Source organism: Hydrogenophaga sp., assembly GCF_051860785.1.
Classification (GTDB): domain Bacteria; phylum Pseudomonadota; class Gammaproteobacteria; order Burkholderiales; family Burkholderiaceae_C; genus Hydrogenophaga.
Window position 1 is genome coordinate 87813 of record NZ_JBIMLB010000002.1, and the last position, 18724, is coordinate 106536.

Annotated in this window: 20 protein-coding genes and 1 tRNA gene; 7 read left to right on the forward strand and 14 right to left on the reverse strand. The window is 62.9% G+C overall.

What is annotated here, in order from left to right:
• Window positions 1-24: 24 nt before the first annotated feature.
• The 3 genes from pilB to ACTIF6_RS03455 all read right to left on the reverse strand — a co-directional run bounded on the left by pilB (window position 25) and on the right by ACTIF6_RS03455 (window position 2982).
• Window positions 25-1716, reverse strand: a complete 1692-nt coding sequence (pilB, locus tag ACTIF6_RS03445) for a type IV-A pilus assembly ATPase PilB (protein ID WP_439586612.1) — start codon at window positions 1714-1716, stop codon at window positions 25-27.
• A gap of 210 nt (window positions 1717-1926) precedes the next feature.
• Window positions 1927-2003: transfer RNA gene (locus ACTIF6_RS03450), tRNA-Pro, on the reverse strand.
• 49 nt (window positions 2004-2052) lie between these two features.
• On the reverse strand, window positions 2053-2982 hold the full coding sequence (locus ACTIF6_RS03455) for a polyprenyl synthetase family protein (RefSeq protein ID WP_439586925.1): 930 nt from the start codon (window positions 2980-2982) through the stop codon (window positions 2053-2055).
• Window positions 2983-3246: 264 nt separating this feature from the next.
• Between ACTIF6_RS03455 and rplU the strand changes: the two genes are divergently transcribed.
• The 4 genes from rplU to proB all read left to right on the forward strand — a co-directional run bounded on the left by rplU (window position 3247) and on the right by proB (window position 6250).
• Window positions 3247-3558 carry a 50S ribosomal protein L21 gene (rplU, locus tag ACTIF6_RS03460; protein ID WP_086122717.1) on the forward strand — a complete coding sequence of 104 codons (312 nt, stop codon included), beginning with the start codon at window positions 3247-3249 and terminating at the stop codon, window positions 3556-3558.
• Between the two features lie 13 nt (window positions 3559-3571).
• The gene (gene rpmA / locus ACTIF6_RS03465) at window positions 3572-3829 is read left to right on the forward strand and encodes a 50S ribosomal protein L27 (RefSeq protein WP_439586613.1); all 258 of its coding nucleotides are present in this window, start codon (window positions 3572-3574) and stop codon (window positions 3827-3829) included.
• A 140-nt stretch (window positions 3830-3969) separates the two neighbouring features.
• On the forward strand, window positions 3970-5043 hold the full coding sequence (gene cgtA, locus ACTIF6_RS03470) for an Obg family GTPase CgtA (RefSeq protein ID WP_439586614.1): 1074 nt from the start codon (window positions 3970-3972) through the stop codon (window positions 5041-5043).
• A 73-nt stretch (window positions 5044-5116) separates the two neighbouring features.
• Window positions 5117-6250 carry a glutamate 5-kinase gene (gene proB / locus ACTIF6_RS03475; protein WP_439586926.1) on the forward strand — a complete coding sequence of 378 codons (1134 nt, stop codon included), beginning with the start codon at window positions 5117-5119 and terminating at the stop codon, window positions 6248-6250.
• Window positions 6251-6275: 25 nt separating this feature from the next.
• Here the strand turns inward: proB and ACTIF6_RS03480 are convergent, their stop codons facing one another.
• Window positions 6276-6815: a CNP1-like family protein gene (locus ACTIF6_RS03480; protein ID WP_439586615.1), complete on the reverse strand. Its 540-nt coding sequence runs from the start codon at window positions 6813-6815 to the stop codon at window positions 6276-6278.
• Window positions 6812-7456 carry an RNA pyrophosphohydrolase gene (locus tag ACTIF6_RS03485; RefSeq protein ID WP_439586616.1) on the reverse strand — a complete coding sequence of 215 codons (645 nt, stop codon included), beginning with the start codon at window positions 7454-7456 and terminating at the stop codon, window positions 6812-6814. Before ACTIF6_RS03485 ends, ACTIF6_RS03480 begins: the two co-directional genes overlap by 4 nt.
• Before the next feature lie 179 nt (window positions 7457-7635).
• Between ACTIF6_RS03485 and ACTIF6_RS03490 the strand changes: the two genes are divergently transcribed.
• Both ACTIF6_RS03490 and ACTIF6_RS03495 read left to right on the forward strand, forming a co-directional pair.
• On the forward strand, window positions 7636-9381 hold the full coding sequence (locus ACTIF6_RS03490) for a proline--tRNA ligase (RefSeq protein WP_439586617.1): 1746 nt from the start codon (window positions 7636-7638) through the stop codon (window positions 9379-9381).
• The gene (locus ACTIF6_RS03495) at window positions 9378-10010 is read left to right on the forward strand and encodes a lytic transglycosylase domain-containing protein (RefSeq protein WP_439586618.1); all 633 of its coding nucleotides are present in this window, start codon (window positions 9378-9380) and stop codon (window positions 10008-10010) included. Before ACTIF6_RS03490 ends, ACTIF6_RS03495 begins: the two co-directional genes overlap by 4 nt.
• Here the strand turns inward: ACTIF6_RS03495 and ACTIF6_RS03500 are convergent, their stop codons facing one another.
• From ACTIF6_RS03500 to hemA, 5 genes are all read right to left on the reverse strand, one after another.
• Entirely contained in the window at window positions 10011-11015 is a 1005-nt protein-coding gene (locus ACTIF6_RS03500) for an AAA family ATPase (protein WP_439586619.1), read from the reverse strand. It lies immediately after the preceding gene.
• Between the two features lie 180 nt (window positions 11016-11195).
• Window positions 11196-11519 (reverse strand): Grx4 family monothiol glutaredoxin, encoded by a 324-nt coding sequence (gene grxD / locus ACTIF6_RS03505; RefSeq protein ID WP_439586620.1) that lies wholly within the window; start codon window positions 11517-11519, stop codon window positions 11196-11198.
• Between the two features lie 53 nt (window positions 11520-11572).
• Window positions 11573-12406 carry a peptide chain release factor N(5)-glutamine methyltransferase gene (gene prmC, locus ACTIF6_RS03510; RefSeq protein WP_439586621.1) on the reverse strand — a complete coding sequence of 278 codons (834 nt, stop codon included), beginning with the start codon at window positions 12404-12406 and terminating at the stop codon, window positions 11573-11575.
• Window positions 12403-13491 carry a peptide chain release factor 1 gene (gene prfA / locus ACTIF6_RS03515; RefSeq protein ID WP_439586622.1) on the reverse strand — a complete coding sequence of 363 codons (1089 nt, stop codon included), beginning with the start codon at window positions 13489-13491 and terminating at the stop codon, window positions 12403-12405. The genes prmC and prfA overlap by 4 nt, the downstream gene beginning before the upstream one ends.
• Window positions 13492-13563: 72 nt before the next feature.
• Complete coding sequence (gene hemA / locus ACTIF6_RS03520; RefSeq protein WP_439586623.1) at window positions 13564-14862, reverse strand: glutamyl-tRNA reductase; 1299 nt, start codon at window positions 14860-14862, stop codon at window positions 13564-13566.
• Window positions 14863-14910: 48 nt separating this feature from the next.
• Here hemA and ACTIF6_RS03525 point away from each other — a divergent pair, with 48 nt between their 5' ends.
• Window positions 14911-15180, forward strand: a complete 270-nt coding sequence (locus tag ACTIF6_RS03525; RefSeq protein WP_439586624.1) for a hypothetical protein — start codon at window positions 14911-14913, stop codon at window positions 15178-15180.
• Window positions 15181-15192: 12 nt separating this feature from the next.
• On the opposite strand, the gene ugpQ is transcribed toward ACTIF6_RS03525, so the two are convergent.
• The 4 genes from ugpQ to ugpA are packed head-to-tail and all read right to left on the reverse strand — an operon-like array spanning window position 15193 to window position 18698.
• Window positions 15193-15924: a glycerophosphodiester phosphodiesterase gene (gene ugpQ / locus ACTIF6_RS03530; protein WP_439586625.1), complete on the reverse strand. Its 732-nt coding sequence runs from the start codon at window positions 15922-15924 to the stop codon at window positions 15193-15195.
• The gene (ugpC, locus tag ACTIF6_RS03535) at window positions 15921-16925 is read right to left on the reverse strand and encodes a sn-glycerol-3-phosphate ABC transporter ATP-binding protein UgpC (RefSeq protein ID WP_439586626.1); all 1005 of its coding nucleotides are present in this window, start codon (window positions 16923-16925) and stop codon (window positions 15921-15923) included. The genes ugpQ and ugpC overlap by 4 nt, the downstream gene beginning before the upstream one ends.
• Window positions 16926-16963: 38 nt before the next feature.
• Entirely contained in the window at window positions 16964-17815 is an 852-nt protein-coding gene (gene ugpE, locus ACTIF6_RS03540; RefSeq protein ID WP_439586627.1) for a sn-glycerol-3-phosphate ABC transporter permease UgpE, read from the reverse strand.
• A gap of 1 nt (window position 17816) precedes the next feature.
• Entirely contained in the window at window positions 17817-18698 is an 882-nt protein-coding gene (ugpA, locus tag ACTIF6_RS03545; RefSeq protein WP_439586628.1) for a sn-glycerol-3-phosphate ABC transporter permease UgpA, read from the reverse strand.
• Window positions 18699-18724 lie beyond the last annotated feature (26 nt).

An 18724-nucleotide genomic window follows, 5' to 3' on the forward strand; every position in this document is an offset into this window, starting at 1 on the left:
TCTAAGGCTTGTATCTGGCCAGCGTCACTCGTTGGTCACGCTGAGCACTTCTTCCAGCGAAGTCATGCCAAGCTTGACCTTGAGAAGGCCCGACTCGCGAAGCGTGCGGACCCCTTCCTTGCCGGCTTGCTGGGCAATGTCCAGTGCGCTGCCTCCGCGCAGGATGATCCGCTGGATTTCTTCGCTGATGGGCATGACCTGATAAATGCCGACGCGGCCCTTGTAGCCGTTGTTGCAGGCTGAGCAACCCACTGGCCGGTAGGGCGTCCACGTGCCATCGAGGTCTTCGGGTTTGAATCCGGCATCCACCAGCGCCTTGCGCGGCACGTCCAGCGGGGCCTTGCAGGTCGCACACAGGCGGCGTGCGAGGCGCTGCGCGGTGATCAGGATGACACTGGAGGCGATGTTGAACGTGGGGATGCCCATGTTCATCATCCGCGTCAGCGTTGTCGGCGCGTCGTTGGTGTGCAGCGTCGACAACACCATGTGGCCCGTCTGCGCGGCCTTGATCGAGATGTCGGCGGTTTCCAGGTCGCGAATCTCACCGACCATGATGACATCCGGATCCTGGCGAAGGAAAGCCTTGAGCGCCGCCGCGAAGGTAAGACCCGCTTTCTCGTTGACGTTGACCTGATTGACCCCAGGCAGGTTGATTTCCGAGGGGTCTTCAGCCGTGGAAATGTTGATGCCCGGCTTGTTGAGGATGTTCAGGCAGGTGTAGAGCGAGACCGTCTTGCCCGAACCTGTGGGCCCGGTGACGAGCACCATGCCGTAAGGACGGCCGATGGCGCTCATCAGGCGTTCCTTTTCCTCCGGCTCATAGCCCAGCGCATCGATGCCCACCTTGGCACTGCTCGGGTCGAGGATACGGATCACGATTTTTTCGCCGAACAGCGTGGGCAGCGTGCTGACCCGGAAATCGATCACCCGCTCGGGACCGATCTTGAGTTTCATTCGACCATCTTGCGGCACACGCTTCTCGGAGATGTCCATGCGGGAGATCACCTTGATGCGAGAGGCCAGCTTGTCCTTGATGGCGATCGGCGGTGAAGCGATCTCGCGCAATTCGCCGTCGACGCGGAAGCGTACTCGGTAGTTGTGCTCGTAGGGCTCGAAATGGAGGTCGGAGGCGCGCATGTTGAACGCGTCGATCAGCATCTTGTGCAGGAACTTGACCACCGGCGCGTCGTCGACTTCGGACGCCTTGTCGGTCACATCGTTCACCGCATCGGTGGCCACCTCGTCGAACTCGAACTCGCCTCCGATGATGTTGTCCATCGTCTCGTTGACGCTGGTGGTCTGTGCTTCCACCAGTTTGCTGAGCTTGTCGTACTCGGCAATCACCCAGTCCACGCCCATCTGCGTGGCGAACTTGATCTTTTCCGCCGCTTGCTGGTCGGCCGGGTCGGCCGTGGCGACCATCAGCCGGTTGTTGCGCTTGCTCAGGACCACGATGCGGTAGTCGGCGCAGATCTTGGGATCCAGAAGGCCTGCGGGAAGCCTTTGCACATCAATGGCATCAAGATCCAGCAAGGGCGCTGCAAAAGCCACCGACATGGTGTGCGCAAGATCCGACGCGGACACCGCACCAGATCCGGTGAGTTCGGCAATGAAACTGGTGCGCCCGCTCTGGGCTTTCCGGTAGAGGTCTTCAGCGGCTTTCTGCCCCAGCTTGCCCGCGGACACGAGCGCGCGCCCCAAGCCTGGCAAGGCCATGGAAGGTGTATCTTGGACGACGGATTCGACAGACGCCATAAGCCCGTAATCTAGCGTAAATCAAGGACTTGCCCGTCGATATTGAGGCAACTTGTGCTGAAAATGCGGTTTATGCCGCATTTGGCGTTGTATCGAGGTTGCGGGCTTGCCGATCATCGGCCAAACCTCGCCTTTGAGCCGTTGACCCAGCACATGCGGGGCGAGCGGGAGTGGTCGGGGTGAGAGGATTCGAACCTCCGGCCTCTACGTCCCGAACGTAGCGCTCTACCTGGCTAAGCTACACCCCGATGGGTCTTTTAGTGGACCGCTCGACGACGCTATGGCCATCGTCCGGACTCAGGAACGACGCTCCAGAAGACCAGCCGCCAATTGTAGCAAAGCCTCACTGTGCGCATTGAGCGGCAGTTGTTGTGCCGCTTCGATGGCGCGATTGGCCTCAGCGTGCGCGCTGGCGCGCGCGGCCTCGAGGGCGCCAGTCTGCAGAATGATGTCGCGAATGGCGTCGAGGTGTGCCACATCGCCTTGCTCAATGGCCTGGCGGATCAGGCTTTTCTGGCTTTTCGATCCAGAGCGAAGGGCGCAGATGATGGGCAAGGTGACCTTGCCTTCCCGAAGGTCGTCACCGAGGTTTTTGCCCAGTTCGTCCGAGCTGCCCTCGTAGTCCAGCACGTCGTCGATCACCTGGAAGGCGGTTCCCAGCGCTTGCCCGTACTGGGCGCACAGCACCTCGGTGCGCTCATCGGAGCCAGCGAGAATGGGTGCAAGTTTTGCACTTGCTTCAAAAAGTTTGGCTGTCTTGGACCGGATGACGCGCAGATAGGCGCTTTCATCGATGGAGGCGTCGTGCATGTTGACAAGCTGGAGCACTTCACCTTCGGCGATCACATTGGTAGCGTCAGACAGTACCTGCATCACACGCATGTCGCCCACGTCGACCATCATCTGGAAAGCGCGCGAATACAGGAAGTCGCCGACCAGAACGCTGGCGGCATTGCCAAAGCGTTCGTTGGCGGTTTCTCGACCGCGGCGCAGGGTCGATTCGTCCACGACGTCATCGTGCAGAAGTGTGGCCGTGTGGATGAACTCCACCACGGCTGCCAGCGTGTGGCGCAGCGGGTGCTGGCTGCCGATGGCGCCACTCATCAGCAGCAGCAATGCCGGGCGAAGACGCTTGCCGCCAGCAGAAATGATGTATTGCGCAACTTCCCGGACCAGCGGAACCTCAGTGGTCAACCGCTCGCTGATCACCTGATCCACCTGCCGCATGTCAGGCTGTATCAGTTCCAGAAGCGTTCTAGTAGGGGTGGAAGTGGTCAAGATGGGGTCGCTCGTGGATGGGCCACGTCCGGTTGGCTCGGATTATAGGAAGCGGTACGAGGCATCGGCCTCGTACCGCTTCCGGTCGTTTCTCCCGGAGTTCGAGCCCGGACATACGGGCTTGGCAGCCCAAAAAGGACATGCTAAAATCCGTAGTTCAGTGGAATTTGGTCCACTGAACTTCCATTCGTGGAATTTTTACAAGAGGTTCATATGTACGCGGTCATAAAAACCGGTGGCAAACAGTATCGTGTTGCTGCTGGCGAAAAAATCAAAGTAGAACAGATTGCTGCGGATGTGGGCCAAGAGATCGTGTTTGACCAGGTTCTTGCTGTCGGAAACGGCACCGAGATCAAAGTGGGCACTCCCTTGGTTTCCGGCGCAACGGTCACGGTCACGGTGTTGGCCCATGGCAGGCATGACAAGGTGCACATCTTCAAGATGCGCCGTCGCAAGCACTACCAGAAGCGCCAGGGTCACCGTCAGAATTTCACCGAACTGCAGGTCTCGTCGATCGCAGCCTGAGGAGTAAGTCAACATGGCACAGAAAAAAGGCGGCGGCTCAACGCGAAACGGGCGTGATTCCAAGCCCAAGATGCTCGGTGTGAAGGCATTCGGTGGCGAACTGGTTACTGCCGGTTCCATCATCGTGCGCCAGCGCGGTACCAAATTCCACCCTGGCCTCAATGTTGGCCTGGGCAAGGACCACACCATCTTTGCGACGGTTGACGGTCACGTGACGTTTGCCGTCAAGGGCGAATTGAACCGCCACGTCGTCAGCATCACCCCGGTCTGACCGGTTGCTGCAGGCGGTGCCCGATTGCAGAATTCGGGCAGTGCACTGGGCTCGGGTGATATGTCGAATGCAGAAGGCCCGCCCGTGCGGGCTTTTTGTTTTGCGTCACTGGATCGATCCCCTTCAATGGAAAGTGTGTCATGAAATTTGTGGATGAAGCCACGATCGATGTCGCCGCGGGCGACGGCGGCAATGGTTGCGCCTCGTTCCGACACGAGAAGTACAAAGAGTTTGGCGGACCGGACGGTGGCGATGGTGGCCGTGGTGGTCACGTGTATGCGCTGGCAGATGCGAGCCTGAACACGCTGGTCGATTTCCGCTTCACACGCCGTTTCGAGGCCCACCGCGGTGAGCACGGCAAGGGCTCGGACATGTTCGGCGTGAAGGGCGATGACATCGTGCTGAAGATGCCCGTGGGTACCATCATTGCCGATGCCGAGACCGGAGAGGTGCTGCACGAGTTGCTGCAGCCAGGTGAGCAGGTGACGATCGCCAAGGGCGGTGACGGCGGTTTCGGCAACATGCACTACAAGAGTTCGACCAATCGGGCACCGAGACAGAAGACGCCAGGCTGGCCTGGCGAGAAACGCGCTCTGAAGCTGGAGCTCAAGGTGCTGGCCGACGTAGGCCTGCTGGGTATGCCCAATGCCGGAAAGTCCACGCTCATTTCCGCCATCTCGAACGCCCGTCCCAAGATTGCCGACTATCCGTTCACCACCTTGCACCCCAACCTGGGCGTGGTGCGCGTGGCTGCCGAAAAGAGCTTCGTGGTGGCCGACGTGCCTGGTCTGATCGAGGGAGCATCGGAAGGTGCTGGCCTCGGGCACCAGTTTCTGCGTCATCTGCAGCGCACGCGCCTGCTGCTGCACCTTGTGGACGTTGCGCCTTTCGACGAAGGGGTGGACCCCGTTGCGCAGGCCAAGGCGATCGTGGCTGAACTCAAGAAGTTTGACCAAGCCTTGTACGACAAGCCTCGCTGGCTGGTGCTCAACAAGGTCGACATGCTGCCCGGAGATGAGCGTGAAAAGCGCATCCAGGACATCGTCAAACGCCTGAAGTACAAAGGACCTGTTTTCGAAATCTCGGCCCTGACGCGCGAAGGATGCGAGCTGCTGGTGCAGAAGGTCTATCAGCACATCGCCAAGGTGCACACGGACTCTCTACCGCCAGTCGAGGTCGATCCCCGTTTTGTGGATACCCCAGAAGCCCCCTGACCAAGACTTTCTCCATCTCATGGACCTTGCTCTCAACATGCAGCAGCCCGATGTCTCGATGAACGTTCACGGCATGACGCCTGCGGCTGTTTTCCAGTCGGCACGCCGTATCGTGGTCAAGGTGGGTTCCAGCCTGGTGACCAACGAGGGCCGTGGCCTGGACGAAGAAGCCATCGGCCAATGGAGTGAGCAACTCGCCGCGCTTGTTCAGCAGGGGCGCGAAGTCATCATGGTCAGCAGCGGGGCGATTGCGGAAGGCATGAAGCGACTGGGCTGGAGCGTGCGTCCCCGGGAGGTGAACGAGCTGCAGGCCGCTGCTGCGGTGGGCCAGATGGGGCTGGTGCAGATGTACGAAAGCAAGTTGCGCGCTTGTGGCGTAGGAAGTGCACAAGTGCTGCTGACCCATGCGGATCTGGCTGATCGGGAGCGTTACCTCAATGCGCGCTCCACGCTGCTCACGCTGCTTCAGCTGAGAGTGGTGCCGGTGATCAATGAGAACGACACCGTGGTCAATGACGAAATCAAGTTCGGCGACAACGACACACTGGGCGCGCTCGTGGCCAACCTGGTGGAAGCCGATGTGCTCGTGATCCTGACCGACCAGAAAGGCCTGTACACAGCCGATCCCAGGCGCGATCCGCAAGCTGAGTTCGTGCACGCCGCGCGGGCGGGCGATCCCCGACTGGAAGCCATGGCTGGAGGCGCAGGCAGCGGCATCGGCAAGGGCGGCATGATCACCAAGATTCTGGCGGCGAAGCGGGCGGCGGGCTCGGGTGCATCCACGGTGATCGCCTGGGGGCGCGAGCCCCGGGTGCTTCTCCGCCTGGTTGACGGTGAGCCCATCGGTACCTGCCTGGTGGCTCAGACGGCGAAGAACCAGGCGCGCAAGCGCTGGATTTCAGATCATCTGCAACTTCGTGGTGCCGTGGTGGTGGACGAAGGCGCGGTCGTCAAGATTGTGGGTGAGGGCAAGAGCCTGTTGCCCATCGGCATGACGGCGGTTTCGGGCGACTTCTCGCGCGGTGATGTGATCGCCGTTCACGATGTCCGCGGGCAGGAGGTGGCACGCGGCCTGGCCAACTACGCCAGTTCCGAAGCGCGCCTGATCTGCCGCAAGTCGTCGGGCGATTTCGAGCGCCTGCTCGGCTATGCCGCCGAACCTGAAATGATCCACCGCGACAACCTGGTGCTGGCTGCACGGGTTTGATGTCCCGGCAGCCTGGGGCACAGTTTCAGCGCTGCAGGTACATGCCGGTTTTCAGCGTAGCGAGCATCTTGCGTGGATTGCCGTTGACCGATTTGCCATTGCACAAGCCCTCCATGGCCAGGATCATCGCGGGCCGCGTCGCGCCGCCGAACGCCAGGGCTTTCCATTCTGAATTGGAGGGGGTGTGCCATGCAGAGCGGTTGTTGTCCCAGCGCGCGTAGGTCTTGACCTCTGCCGACTGACAACGGATGCCTTCGTAGAGCACATTGAGAGCGCCGCTGGTGCTGCGGGCCACCATCACGTACCGCACTACCCAGTCCTCACCCACAGTCAATGTCTCCGGGTCGATGCCATAAGTCAACGAAGAGCCTTGCGACACCGTGAATGTCTGGAGTTTATCGACGCTGAAAGTTTTGGGTGCTTCAGTGGCCTTCTCTTGCCAGGGCGTTTCGTCGTCGTCAGCAGCGGTTGCCAGGGTGGCAGTGGTCAGAAAGGTCAGCGCAAGCAGGGAGGCGCGGCCCAGGGCTGCCACACGGTTGGGCAGCATGGCATGGCGAATGGTCATTTGGGTTCGATGTGCGCAGAGCGACTGTCGCTCTGCGGGTCGGGGTCGAAGCTGGCGCCGGGTGGCAACTCCAGTCCGTGGGGTGAGAGTGATGTGCTGATCGGCGCCTGACCTTCGTCATTGCCACGGTGACGCACGCCGCCACGAAGATAGCGGTTGCGATTCTCCGTTTTGGGCAGATAGCGCGAGAGCTCGGTGAGGGCCAGCTCGTAGACGCCCCGTTTGAACTCCACCACCACGTCCAGCGGCACCCAGTAGTCGTGCCAACGCCATGCGTCGAACTCGGGATGGCTGGTCGCGCGCAGGTTCAGGTTCCAGTCTTGCGCCACCAGACGCAGCAGATACCAGATCTGCTTCTGACCTTTGTAGTGGCCGCGAGCGTCGCGGCGGATGAAGCGGTCCGGCACTTCGTAACGCAACCAGTCCCGCGTGCGGGCGACGATGCTCACGTGTTCGGGCATGAGCCCCACTTCTTCATGCAGTTCGCGGTACATCGCCTGTTCGGGAGTTTCCCCCCGGTCGATGCCACCCTGCGGAAACTGCCAGGAGTGGGAACGTATCCGTTTGCCCCAGAACACCTGGTTTCGCTGGTTGAGCAGAATGATGCCGACATTGGGCCTGAAGCCTTCTCTGTCAAGCATAATCAACCCCAAATTTTTAAACTGTGTTCATTATGCATCGCTGAGTGCGACTTGCGAAGTGACCACACACCTGTTGCGTCTCTGGAGCGTGCGGGCGGTTCCCAGCGGGAGCTGTGCGGCGCGTCCGACCCCCCTTATTCATCTCCATATCCTGCCTCGGGCAGAACCCTGGTGCCTCCATGAAAGCCTCACAGTTCTTCATTTCGACCCTCAAGGAAGCTCCGGCGGACGCGGAGGTGGTGAGCCACCAGCTCATGACGCGTGCCGGCATGATCAAGAAGCTGGGTGCCGGCATCTACAGCTACATGCCCATGGGCCTGCGCGTGATCCAGAAGGTGGAGGCGATTGTTCGTGAGGAGATGAATCGTGCCGGTGCGGTCGAACTCACCATGCCGGTGATCCAGCCTGCGGAACTCTGGCAGGAAACCGGTCGTTTCGACAAGATGGGGCCGGAGTTGCTGCGCATACAGGATCGGCACGACCGCGATTTCGTGGTGCAACCCACCAGCGAGGAAGTGGTCACCGACATTGCGCGTCAGGAGTTGCGCAGCTACAAGCAATTGCCGAAGAATTTCTACCAGGTCCAGACCAAGTTCCGCGACGAGCGCCGCCCGCGCTTTGGTCTGATGCGCGGGCGCGAGTTCATCATGAAGGATGCCTACAGCTTCGACCGTGATGGCGATGCGGCGCAAGCAAGTTATCAGGTGATGGCTGCCGCGTACCGGCGTATCTTCGACCGCTTCGGTTTGCGCTACCGCGCCGTGGCGGCCGACAGCGGCGCGATCGGGGGAGATCTTTCCGAGGAGTTCCAGGTCATCGCCGCCACGGGTGAGGACGCCATCGTCTATTGCCCGGGCAGCGATTACGCCGCCAACATGGAGAAGGCCGAGGCCCTGGCACCAGCCGGGCCGCGCCCGGGTGCCGCCAATCCGATGGTCAAGATGCCGACGCCCGGCAAGAGCACCTGCGCCGATGTTGCCGCGCTGCTCGGGGTCCCGCTGGCGACCACGGTCAAATCGCTGGTGCTCGCCACCGATGAGCTCAATGAAGCCGGTGAAATCGAAAAAAGTCAGGTGTGGCTGTTGCTGCTGCGCGGCGACCACGACATGAACGAGGTCAAGGTGGCGAAGGTGCCGGGTCTGGACGTCGGGTTTCGATTTGCCACCGTGCCCGAGATCGAGGCGCACTTTGGTTGCAGGCCGGGCTACCTGGGTCCCATCGGCACGAAGAAGCCGGTGAAGCTGGTGGTGGACCGCGAAGTGGCCGTGCTGGCCGACTGGATCTGCGGTGCCAACGAATTGGACTTCCACATGACCGGCGTGAACTGGGGCCGTGACCTGCCCGAACCGAACTTCGTGGCCGACCTGCGAAATGTGGTCGAGGGCGATGCTTCACCCGATGGCAAGGGCACGCTGGCGATCGAGCGCGGCATCGAGGTGGGCCACGTGTTCTACCTGGGCACCAAGTACAGCAAGGCCATGAACGCCACCTTCCTGGGCGAAGACGGCAAACCTGCGTTCTTCGAGATGGGCTGTTACGGCATAGGCATCACTCGGTTGCCGGCCGCGGCCATCGAGCAGAACCACGATGAGCGCGGCATCATCTGGCCGGATGCGCTGGCGCCCTTCACACTGGTGATCTGTCCCATCGGCATGGACCGCAGCGCAGACGTGAAGCAGGCCGCCGAACGCCTGCACGACGAGCTCGCGGCTGCGGGCGTGGACGTGATCCTGGACGATCGTGGCGAGCGCCCAGGTGCCATGTTCGCGGATTGGGAGCTGATTGGCGTGCCGCACCGTGTGACCATCGGCGAACGTGGCCTCAAGGCGGGACAGGTGGAGTACCAGCACCGCCGTGACAGCGCAGCCACGCAGGTCAACACGCCAGAGTTGCTCGCGTTTTTGCAGAGCAAGCTGAAGGCATGAACCTGACAGTGGGCTGGTCGCGGCGGGACTGCCTGCTCGGGGTGGCTTCGCTGGGGGTGGCGGGCTGGCCGGTCCTGGCGGATGCTGGTGGTCAGCTCGAAGAACCGTTGGCCGACTCCGTGCGCGGTGCCCTGAGCGCGGCGATTGCCAACAACGCGCCGCCCGTGCCCGAATTCACCGATCCGGCCAAGCGGTTGGCCTACCTGCGCTGGCTGGGTGCCATGAGCGACCGCCTGCACCGGCGCAAGACCGATTTCCAGACACGCATCGAATTTCTGCAAACAGTCTGGTACGAGTCCAGGCGCGCCGGGCTGGACACCACGATGGTGCTGGGTTTGATCCAGGTGGAGAGCGCGTTCCGCAAGTTCGCCATTTCGCGCGTGGGCGCGCGAGGCTACATGCAGATCATGCCGTTCTGGTCGCGCCTGATCGGCGACGGTGAAGTGGGGCGCCTGTTCAACATGCAGACGAACCTGCGTTTTGGCTGCGTGATCCTGCGCCACTACCTGGACCGCGAGCGGGGTGACACCTTTCTCGCGCTGGGTCGATACAACGGCAGCCGGGGACGGGCCGAGTACCCCAACGCGGTGTACGCAGCCGCGAAGAACTGGTCACACCCCGACGCCTAGCTATTGCATGAAGCCGATGCGCCCTTTGCCTGTGCCGGCCTTGGGCAGGTCGTCGGCCTCCACGCTGTAACGGTTGTCCAGGCGCGCGTTGCCAAATGCCGTGACCAGCGCGCGCCGCATCTCGCGCGGTGCCAGCGCAGCCAGAGCGTCAAGCACGTCATCCACCGGTTCCGGATCGAAGCGCTGGCCCCAGTCGTGCTCGCCGCGAATGCTGCGGTAGAGGTGGGCGGCGATCTTTCGCGCGGCTTCGGGCGTGGGCGGGGCAATCTCGAACACATTCATGCGGTTGAGGATGGGCTCGGGGATGCTGCGTTCGTGGTTGGCGGTGGTCACCCAGATCACCTGGCTGGCGTCGATCGGCACTTCGGCAAATTCGTCCACGAAGTTCTGCGCCGTGTCGTGCTCCAGCAGACTGTAGAGCGCGCCCAGGGGGTCGTACTGCGCGTCCGCACTGGCCTTGTCGATCTCATCCACCACGATCACGGGGTTGGCGTACTGGCCGTCCACGAGCGCCTCGAACACCTTGCCGGGCTTGGCGCCCTTCCATTGCGAAGACGACCCAGACAACAGCCAACCCGCGGTCATGGAACTCATGGGCACCAGGCTCATGCTGGTGCCAAGCAAATCCGCGAGCTGGCGGGCGAAGTGGGTCTTGCCCACGCCGGGTGGGCCAAGCAGCAGGATGGGTGTCACTTCCAGGCTGTCACGGCTGTCCTGGCTCAGTGCCACATGGCGCTTCACGTCGTCGAGCACCTCACCAAAATTGGGCAGCAGGTCGTAGAGCGGTGCCATGTCGGGCACGCCTGAAGGCTTGACCGCAAAGCGCTGGGGACCGCGTTCGAGCATGCGCTGCCAGGTGTTGCGCAGGCTCTCGTAGTCGCGTTCGTTGCCGCTGGCCTGCAGGTGAGCCAGCTTGCGCTCGACGTCGTCGGCACTGAACACGCTGCGCATCTGGGCGATGGGCAGACCGAGGGAGGGTGAAGCGACCAGGCTGCGAGAGCTCATGCGATTCTCCTGTAGGGTTCGGCGACGAATTCATTCAAGCACAAGACGTGCCTGGCCTCAATGCAGAAATGCCACAGTTGTTGCCCTCAATCCCAAGGACCGTCGCGAGATGTGTGAAATGACGCAATCCAGAAAACAAAAAAGCCACCCGAGGGTGGCTTGATGATGCGGATCGAGAGATCAGGCCTGGCCGCTGATGACCTGCTGCAATTCGCCAGACTGGTACATCTCCATCATGATGTCCGAGCCACCGACGAACTCACCCTTCACATACAGCTGGGGAATGGTCGGCCAGTTGCTGTATTCCTTGATGCCCTGGCGGATGCCATCGTCTTCAAGCACATTGACGGTCTTGAGGGTCTTGGTTTCCACGCCGCAGGCCTTCAGGATCTGGATGGCGCGGCCCGAGAAACCGCACATGGGAAAGCTCGCGCTGCCTTTCATGAACAGCACGATGTCGTTGGATTTGACCAGTTGGTCGATGCGGGTTTGTGCGTCGCTCATGGCTGAAGGGTCCTTTTGCAGATGGGTCTGGTGAGACCCGGAAACGTCTCACATTATCGCCGCATGGGCCATTGGCCGCCGCTGCAGCGTTCGATGCCCGTCAGGTCGGTGCGGCTGATGACCTGAGCGAATCCTGCGTGTTCGAGCAGGCCGCGCACGGCACCCGCCTGGTCATGCCCGTGCTCCAGCAGAAGCCAGCCGCCGGGCCTGAGCCCGCTCGGAGCGGCCGACGCCAGCGTGCGGAGGTCGTCGAGGCCGTCCTTGCCGGAACTCAGTGCCGACCCTGGCTCATGGGTCAGTGCCTGCAGGTGATGGTCGCCAATGGCGATGTAAGGCGGATTGCTGACGATGACATCGAAATGTCGACCTGGAACGGCCGCCATCCAGTCGCCATGGTGGAACTCCACCGCCAGTCCCAGGCGCTGGGCGTTGGCGACGGCCACTTCCAGCGCGGGTCCGCTGGCATCGGTGGCCGCCACCGTGAGCTCCGGGCGCGATGCCTTGAGCGCCAGTGCGATCGCGCCGCTGCCGGTGCCCAGATCGAGGACGCTCGGGGTGTCCGAAATGCCTTGCATCACCTCCAGCGCCCACTGCACCAGAGTTTCGGTGTCGGCGCGTGGCACCAGCACCCGAGAGTCGACCCGGAGCGTGAGGCCGAAAAACTCCTGTTCGCCACGCAGGTAGGCCATGGGCTCGCCCAACTGGCGGCGCTGCGCGAGTGCACTGAACGCGCTCTGGATTTCGGGCGAAACCGCATCGGCCTCATGCGCCATCAGCCAGGCGCGGTCATGCGGGTCGCGTTGCAGGGCCATAAGGAGCAACATCTGCGCGTCCAGCCGATCCAGGCCTTTGCGCCGCCATTGCGTCAGGGTGTCGCCCAGTGTCATGAGCCGTTGCGCTGTTCGAGTTCGGCCAGCAGCTCGGTGCCGCGCGCCACCTGCAGCGCATGGATCACGTCGTCCAGGTCGCCCTCCATGACCTGCAGCACCTTGTAGAGCGTCAGGTTGATGCGGTGGTCGGTCAGCCGGCCTTGCGGAAAGTTGTAGGTGCGGATGCGGTCGCTGCGATCGCCGCTGCCGATCAACCCCTTGCGGGTGGCGGCTTCCGCGGCGGCGCGCTCGCTGCGCTCCTTCTCCTGCAGCCGCGCGGTGAGCACCTGCAGCGCCTTGGCCTTGTTGCTGTGCTGCGAACGGCCATCCTGGCATTCGGCGGTGATGCCGGTCGGCAGGTGCGTCACGCGCACCGCCGAATCCGTCTTGTTGATGTGCTGGCCACCGGCGCCGCTGGCGCGGTAGGTGTCGATCCGCAACTCGCTCGGATTGAGTTGCACCGCCTGGGTTTCGTCTGGTTCAGGCATCACGGCCACCGTGGCCGCACTGGTGTGAATGCGGCCCTGCGTTTCCGTGGCGGGCACGCGTTGCACGCGGTGGCCGCCGGATTCGAAACGCAAGCGCCCATACGCGCCATGGCCGGCGATGCGCAACACCACTTCCTTGTAGCCACCCAGTTCGCTGGGTGACTCGCTCACGATCTCGACCTGCCAGCGCTGGCGTTCTGCGTAGCGGGTGTAGAGCCTGGCCAGGTCGCCGGCGAACAGCGCGGATTCGTCACCTCCGGTGCCTGCGCGGATCTCCACAAAGGCGTTGCGCTCGTCGTCCGGATCTTTGGGCAGCAGCAGTTGCTGCAGTTCACCGTCCAGGCGTTCCAGGTCGGCTTCGGCGCTTTTGATTTCTTCCTGCGCCATCTCGGCCATGTCGGCGTCGTTCAGCATGTCCTTTGCCGAGGCCGCATCGGATTCGCGCTGCAGGTAGCGGTTGAACACCTCGACCACGGTGGATGCTTCGGCGTGCTCACGGCTCAAAGCGCGAAAGCGCTCCATGTCGTCCACCACGTCCGGCGCGGACAGCAGGGCGTCGAGTTCATGCAGCCTTGAGCGCTGGCGCAGCAGGGTGTCGCGGACAAAGTTTTTCATGTGGAAGGAGGGTGACCCAGGCAAGCCGATGCAGGCGCCCGCCCAAAGGGGGCCGGGCAACGGATCGCCAAGCTAGGGCTGCGCGTCGCGCGGGGATCTGGATGGCTCGTCGCGCAGGAACAGCCGGGAAACGGTCTGCGCCGTGGCGGCGCGTGCGGCGCTGTCGCCCGTGTGCAGCTCGGCCAGGGTACCGTGCAGCATCTTCTGCGTGAGGCCACGCGAGAGGGCTTCCAGCACGGCTTCCACCGGTTCGCCTCTGGCCAGCAAGCGGCGCGCACGGGCCAGTTCAACGGACCGCCATTCGTCCGCCTGTGCGTTGATCTGCTGGATCAGCGGAACCACGCCATGAGCGGGGTCGCGTTGCTCCATCCAGTGCATGAAGCTGAGCACGCCCGCGTCGATGATGGCCTCGGCCTGAGCCACGGCGGCTTGCCGGCTGTCCTTGCCAGTCTGGACCACGGCAGCCAGATCGTCCACGGTGTAGAGGTACACGTCGGACAACGCCTTGACCTCAGGCTCGATGTCGCGGGGTACAGCCAGATCGACCATGAACATGGGGCGGTGGCGACGCTTCCTGACCGCGCGCTCCACGGCACCCAGGCCGATGATGGGCAAGGTGCTGGCGGTGCAACTGATGATGGCATCGAATTCGTGCAGGCGGTCAGGCACGTCGGCGAGGCGCATGACTTCTGCACCAAAGCGACTGGCCAGTTTCTCACCCCGCTCGAGCGTGCGGTTGGCGATGGCCATGCTCTTGGGCGTCCTGGCTGCGAAGTGCGTCGCAGCCAGTTCGATCATCTCGCCCGCGCCCACAAACAGCACCTTGATGTCGCGCAGGTCCTCGAACAACTGGGAAGCCAGGCGCACGGCGGCGGCGGTCATGCTGATGGAATGGGCACCGATTTCGGTGGAGCCGCGCACTTCCTTGGCCACTGCGAATGAGCGCTGAAACAACTGGTGCAGCGTTGTGCCCAGCGCACCGGCATCGTTGGCGGCGCGCACCGCATCTTTCATCTGGCCCAGAATCTGCGCCTCTCCCAGCACCATGCTGTCCAGGCCACTGGCCACACGGAAGGCGTGGCGCGCGGCCTGGTCGTCGCGAAGCACATAGGCGTGGTCGCGCAGCACGTGGCTGCTCACGCCGCCGGTCTGAGCCAGCCAATCCAGAGTGGGGTCCACCGCCGCCTGGTCGCCCGCGCCGTAGAGCTCGGTGCGGTTGCAGGTGGAGAGCAGCGCGGCTTCCGGCTGGCGCGCCAGGCTCTGCCGATACCCGTTCAGGGTAGGTTGAATCTGGTCGAGGGCAAAGGCGAAACGGCCCCGCAGATCCAGCGGAGCCGTGTTGTGGTTGATGCCGAGGGCCCAGACAGACATGCGCTGATTATAAAATTGAACGCTTATGCATGCCATTGCAGCCTTGAAATGACGCCGCTCGAGTTCCTGGGGCACCTCGCGGGGTTCATTGCGCCCGCCCTGGTGGTGGCGTTCATCCTGTGGGGGGTGCCCCGCCTGCGCCGCGCCGGACGCGACGCGCCGGGTGCCCGGCTGGAAGCCTTCATGCTGTTGGTGGCCGGGGTCGCGGTGCTGCTGGCTGGGCTGGTTTTCTTCGGGCGCGACGGCAAGATGGCCACTTATGCGGCCCTGGTGCTTGTGCAAGGCACCCTGGCCTGGTGGCTACACCGCCGCCGCTGATCGCGGGCGGGCTCAGTCCTCCGGCGCGAACAGATCGACCCGGTCGGTGATGATGCCGTCCAGCCCGAGACCCAGCAGCCGCTGCGCGGCCCAATCGTCATTGACCGTGTAGGCCAGGGTTTTCAGGCCAGCGCTTCGCGCCTGGGCCACGGTGGTGGAGTCCCAAAGGGCGTGGTTGCACACCAGCGCGACACAGCCCAATTGACCTGCGGCCTCCAGCCAACCGCTCCAGAGCGTGTCCAGCAGCAGACCGCGTGGCAGATCGGGCGCGGCCTCCCGTGCACCTTGTAGCGCATCGGGCTGGAACGAGGTGAGAAACGGCGTGTGCTCCGGGTCGCTCGCCCACAGGCGGGCGGCTTCAAGGGCGACCGCGCGCCCGGTCTGGGTTTCCATGCCGGGCGTCGGTTTGATCTCGATGTTGAGCCAGTGACCCTGCGCCTGGCAATGCCGGGCCACGCTCTCCAGCGTGGCCAGCGGCTCGCCGGCGAACGCGCGCGAGTGCCAGCTGCCGGCGTCGAGCTGGCTCAATGCGCTCCAGGCCAGGTTGCCCGCCATTCCGTGGCCATTGGTCGTGCGTTCCAGCGTGGCGTCGTGCAGCAGGAAGACCACCCCGTCGGCGCTGAGCTTGGCGTCGCATTCGTACATGCGGTAACCATGGGTGGCGCCGAGTCGGAACGCGGCGAGCGTGTTTTCAGGCGCCAGCTTGCCCGCGCCGCGGTGGGCGATCCACCGGGGGTACTTCACAGGCGTTTGCCGGTTTCGGCGTTGAACCAGTGAACGCGGTCTTCCCGGGGTTTGGCGTGGATGGTGCTGCCGATCGCGGGGGCACCCTGGTCTTCGTGCGTGCGGATGATGAGCTGCTCTTCGCCCAGGCGGACATGCACCAGGCGTTCGGCGCCCAGCAACTCCACGGTTTCCACTTGCAAGGCCCAACCCTCTGAGCCGATGTCCACGTGCTCGGGCCGGATGCCCAGGACGCTGCCCGGACGCCCGCCCGGTGCGTTCTTCAAAAGGTTCATGGGCGGCGAGCCGATGAAGCTCGCGACGAAGGTGGTTGCCGGGCGGGAATACACCTCTTCCGGCGTGCCGAACTGCTCCATGTTGCCCGCGTTCATGACGATCATGCGCTCGGCCAGCGTCATGGCCTCCACCTGATCGTGCGTGACGAACAGCGAGGTGATGCCCAGTTCGCGGTGCAGTTTCTGGATTTCCAGGCGGGTCTGGGCGCGCAGCTTAGCATCCAGGTTGGAGAGCGGCTCGTCGAACAGGAACACCTGTGGCTGGCGCACGATGGCGCGGCCCATGGCCACGCGCTGGCGCTGCCCGCCCGAGAGTTCGCGCGGCTTGCGCTCGAGCAGGTGGCCGAGCTCGAGGATCTTCGCCGCCTTGTCCACGCGGGCACGGATTTCCTCCTTGGGCACTTTGGCGATCTTCAGGCCGTAAGCCATGTTGTCGAAGTTCGTCATGTGCGGGTAGAGCGCGTAGTTCTGGAACACCATGGCGATGTCGCGCTGGGCGGGCTCGAGGTCGTTGACCACTCGGTCGCCGATGCGCAACTCACCCCCGGAAATTTCCTCGAGGCCTGCGACCATGCGCAGCAGTGTGGACTTGCCGCAGCCAGAAGGACCGACGATGACGACGAACTCGCGATCCTGGATTTCGGCGCTCACCCCATGGATGACCTGGTTGGCCTTCGGGCCGATGCCGTAGCGTTTGACGATGTTGCGGAATGAGAGAGAGGCCATGGCGTTGTTGCGTTCGGGTTGTTGTATGTGTTGCCGGACTACTTTTCGGTGTCCACCAGTCCCTTGACGAACCAGCGTTGCATGAAGACCACCACGAGCGCGGGTGGCAGCATGGCCAGCAGCGCGGTGGCCATCACGATGTTCCATTCGTTGCCGGAATCGCCGCCGGCGATCATGCGCTTGATGCCGATCACCACCGGGTACATCTCTTCCGATGTGGTGACCAGCAGCGGCCACAGGTACTGGTTCCAGCCGTAGATGAACTGGATCACGAACAGTGCGGCGATGGAGGTGCGCGAGAGCGGCACCAGGATGTCCTTGAAGAAGCGCATGGGGCCTGCGCCGTCCACGCGCGCGGCCTCCACCAGTTCGTCGGGCACGGTGAGGAAAAACTGCCGGAACAGGAAGGTGGCGGTGGCTGACGCAATGAGCGGGATCGTGAGACCCGCATAGGTGTTGAGCATGCCCAGGTCAGACACCACCTGGTAGGTGGGACCGATGCGCACTTCCACCGGCAGCATCAGCGTGATGAAGATCAGCCAGAAGCAGATGCCCTTGAATGGGAAGCGGAAGTAGACGATGGCAAAGGCCGACAGCAGCGAGATGGCGATCTTGCCGAAGGTGATGACGAGGGCCGTGACCAGGCTGACCCACATCATGCGCGCCACCGGCGCGCTGGAGCCCGGACCGCTACCGCCACCGAACAGGGTGTCGCGGTAGGTCTGCCAGAAGTTGCTGCCAGGCAGCAGGGGCATGGGTGCCTGCACGATGTCCTGCGCGGTGTGGGTCGACGCCACGAATGCCAGGTAAAGCGGGAAACCGACGATGAGCACGCCCAGCACCATGATCAGGTGCGACAGCAGCGTCAGATAAGGACTGCGTTCAACCATGTCAGTACTGCACTTTCTTTTCGACGTAGCGGAACTGGATCACGGTCAGCGCGATGACGATCACCATCAGCACCACCGACTGCGCGGCCGAGCCGCCCATGTCCATGGCCTTGAACCCGTCGTGGTACACCTTGTAGACCAGGATTGACGTGTCGCGCCCCGGGCCGCCCTGCGTGGTGGCATCCACGATCGCGAAGGTGTCAAAGAACGCGTACACCACGTTGATCACCAAGAGGAAGAACGTGGTCGGAGAGAGCAGTGGGAACTGGATGCTCCAGAAACGTCGCCATGGACTGGCGCCATCGATGGCGGCGGCCTCGATCAACGACTTGGGGATCGACTGCAAGCCCGCCAGGAAGAACAGAAAGTTGTAGGAGATCTGCTTCCACACCGCGGCAATCACGATCAGCGTCATCGCGTGATTGGAGTTGAGCATGTGGTTCCAGTCGAAGCCCGACTGGCGCAGCAGGTAGGCCACAACGCCCAGCGAGGGCGAAAACATGAACATCCAGAGCACACCCGCCACCGCAGGAGCCACTGCGTACGGCAATAGCAGTGCGGTCTTGTACGCCAGCGCGCCCTTGATGATGCGGTCCGCGAAGATGGCCAGCACCAGCGAGATGCTGATGCCGCTCACGGCCACCAACACCGAGAAGAAAGCCGTGGTTTTGAACGAGGCCAGGTAGCTGGGGTCTTCGAACAAGGTCTTGAAATTCTCGAAACCCACCCATTCCCTCGAGAAACCAAAGGAATCCTGCACCTGGAACGACTGCACCAACGCCTGGCCCGCCGGCCAGAAAAAGAAGATGCTGATCACCGCCAATTGGGGTGCCAGCAGTGCCCAGGGCAGCCACGCGGAACGAAACAGAACGCGCTTTTCCATCTTCGGTCTTTCAAAGAGACAACCCG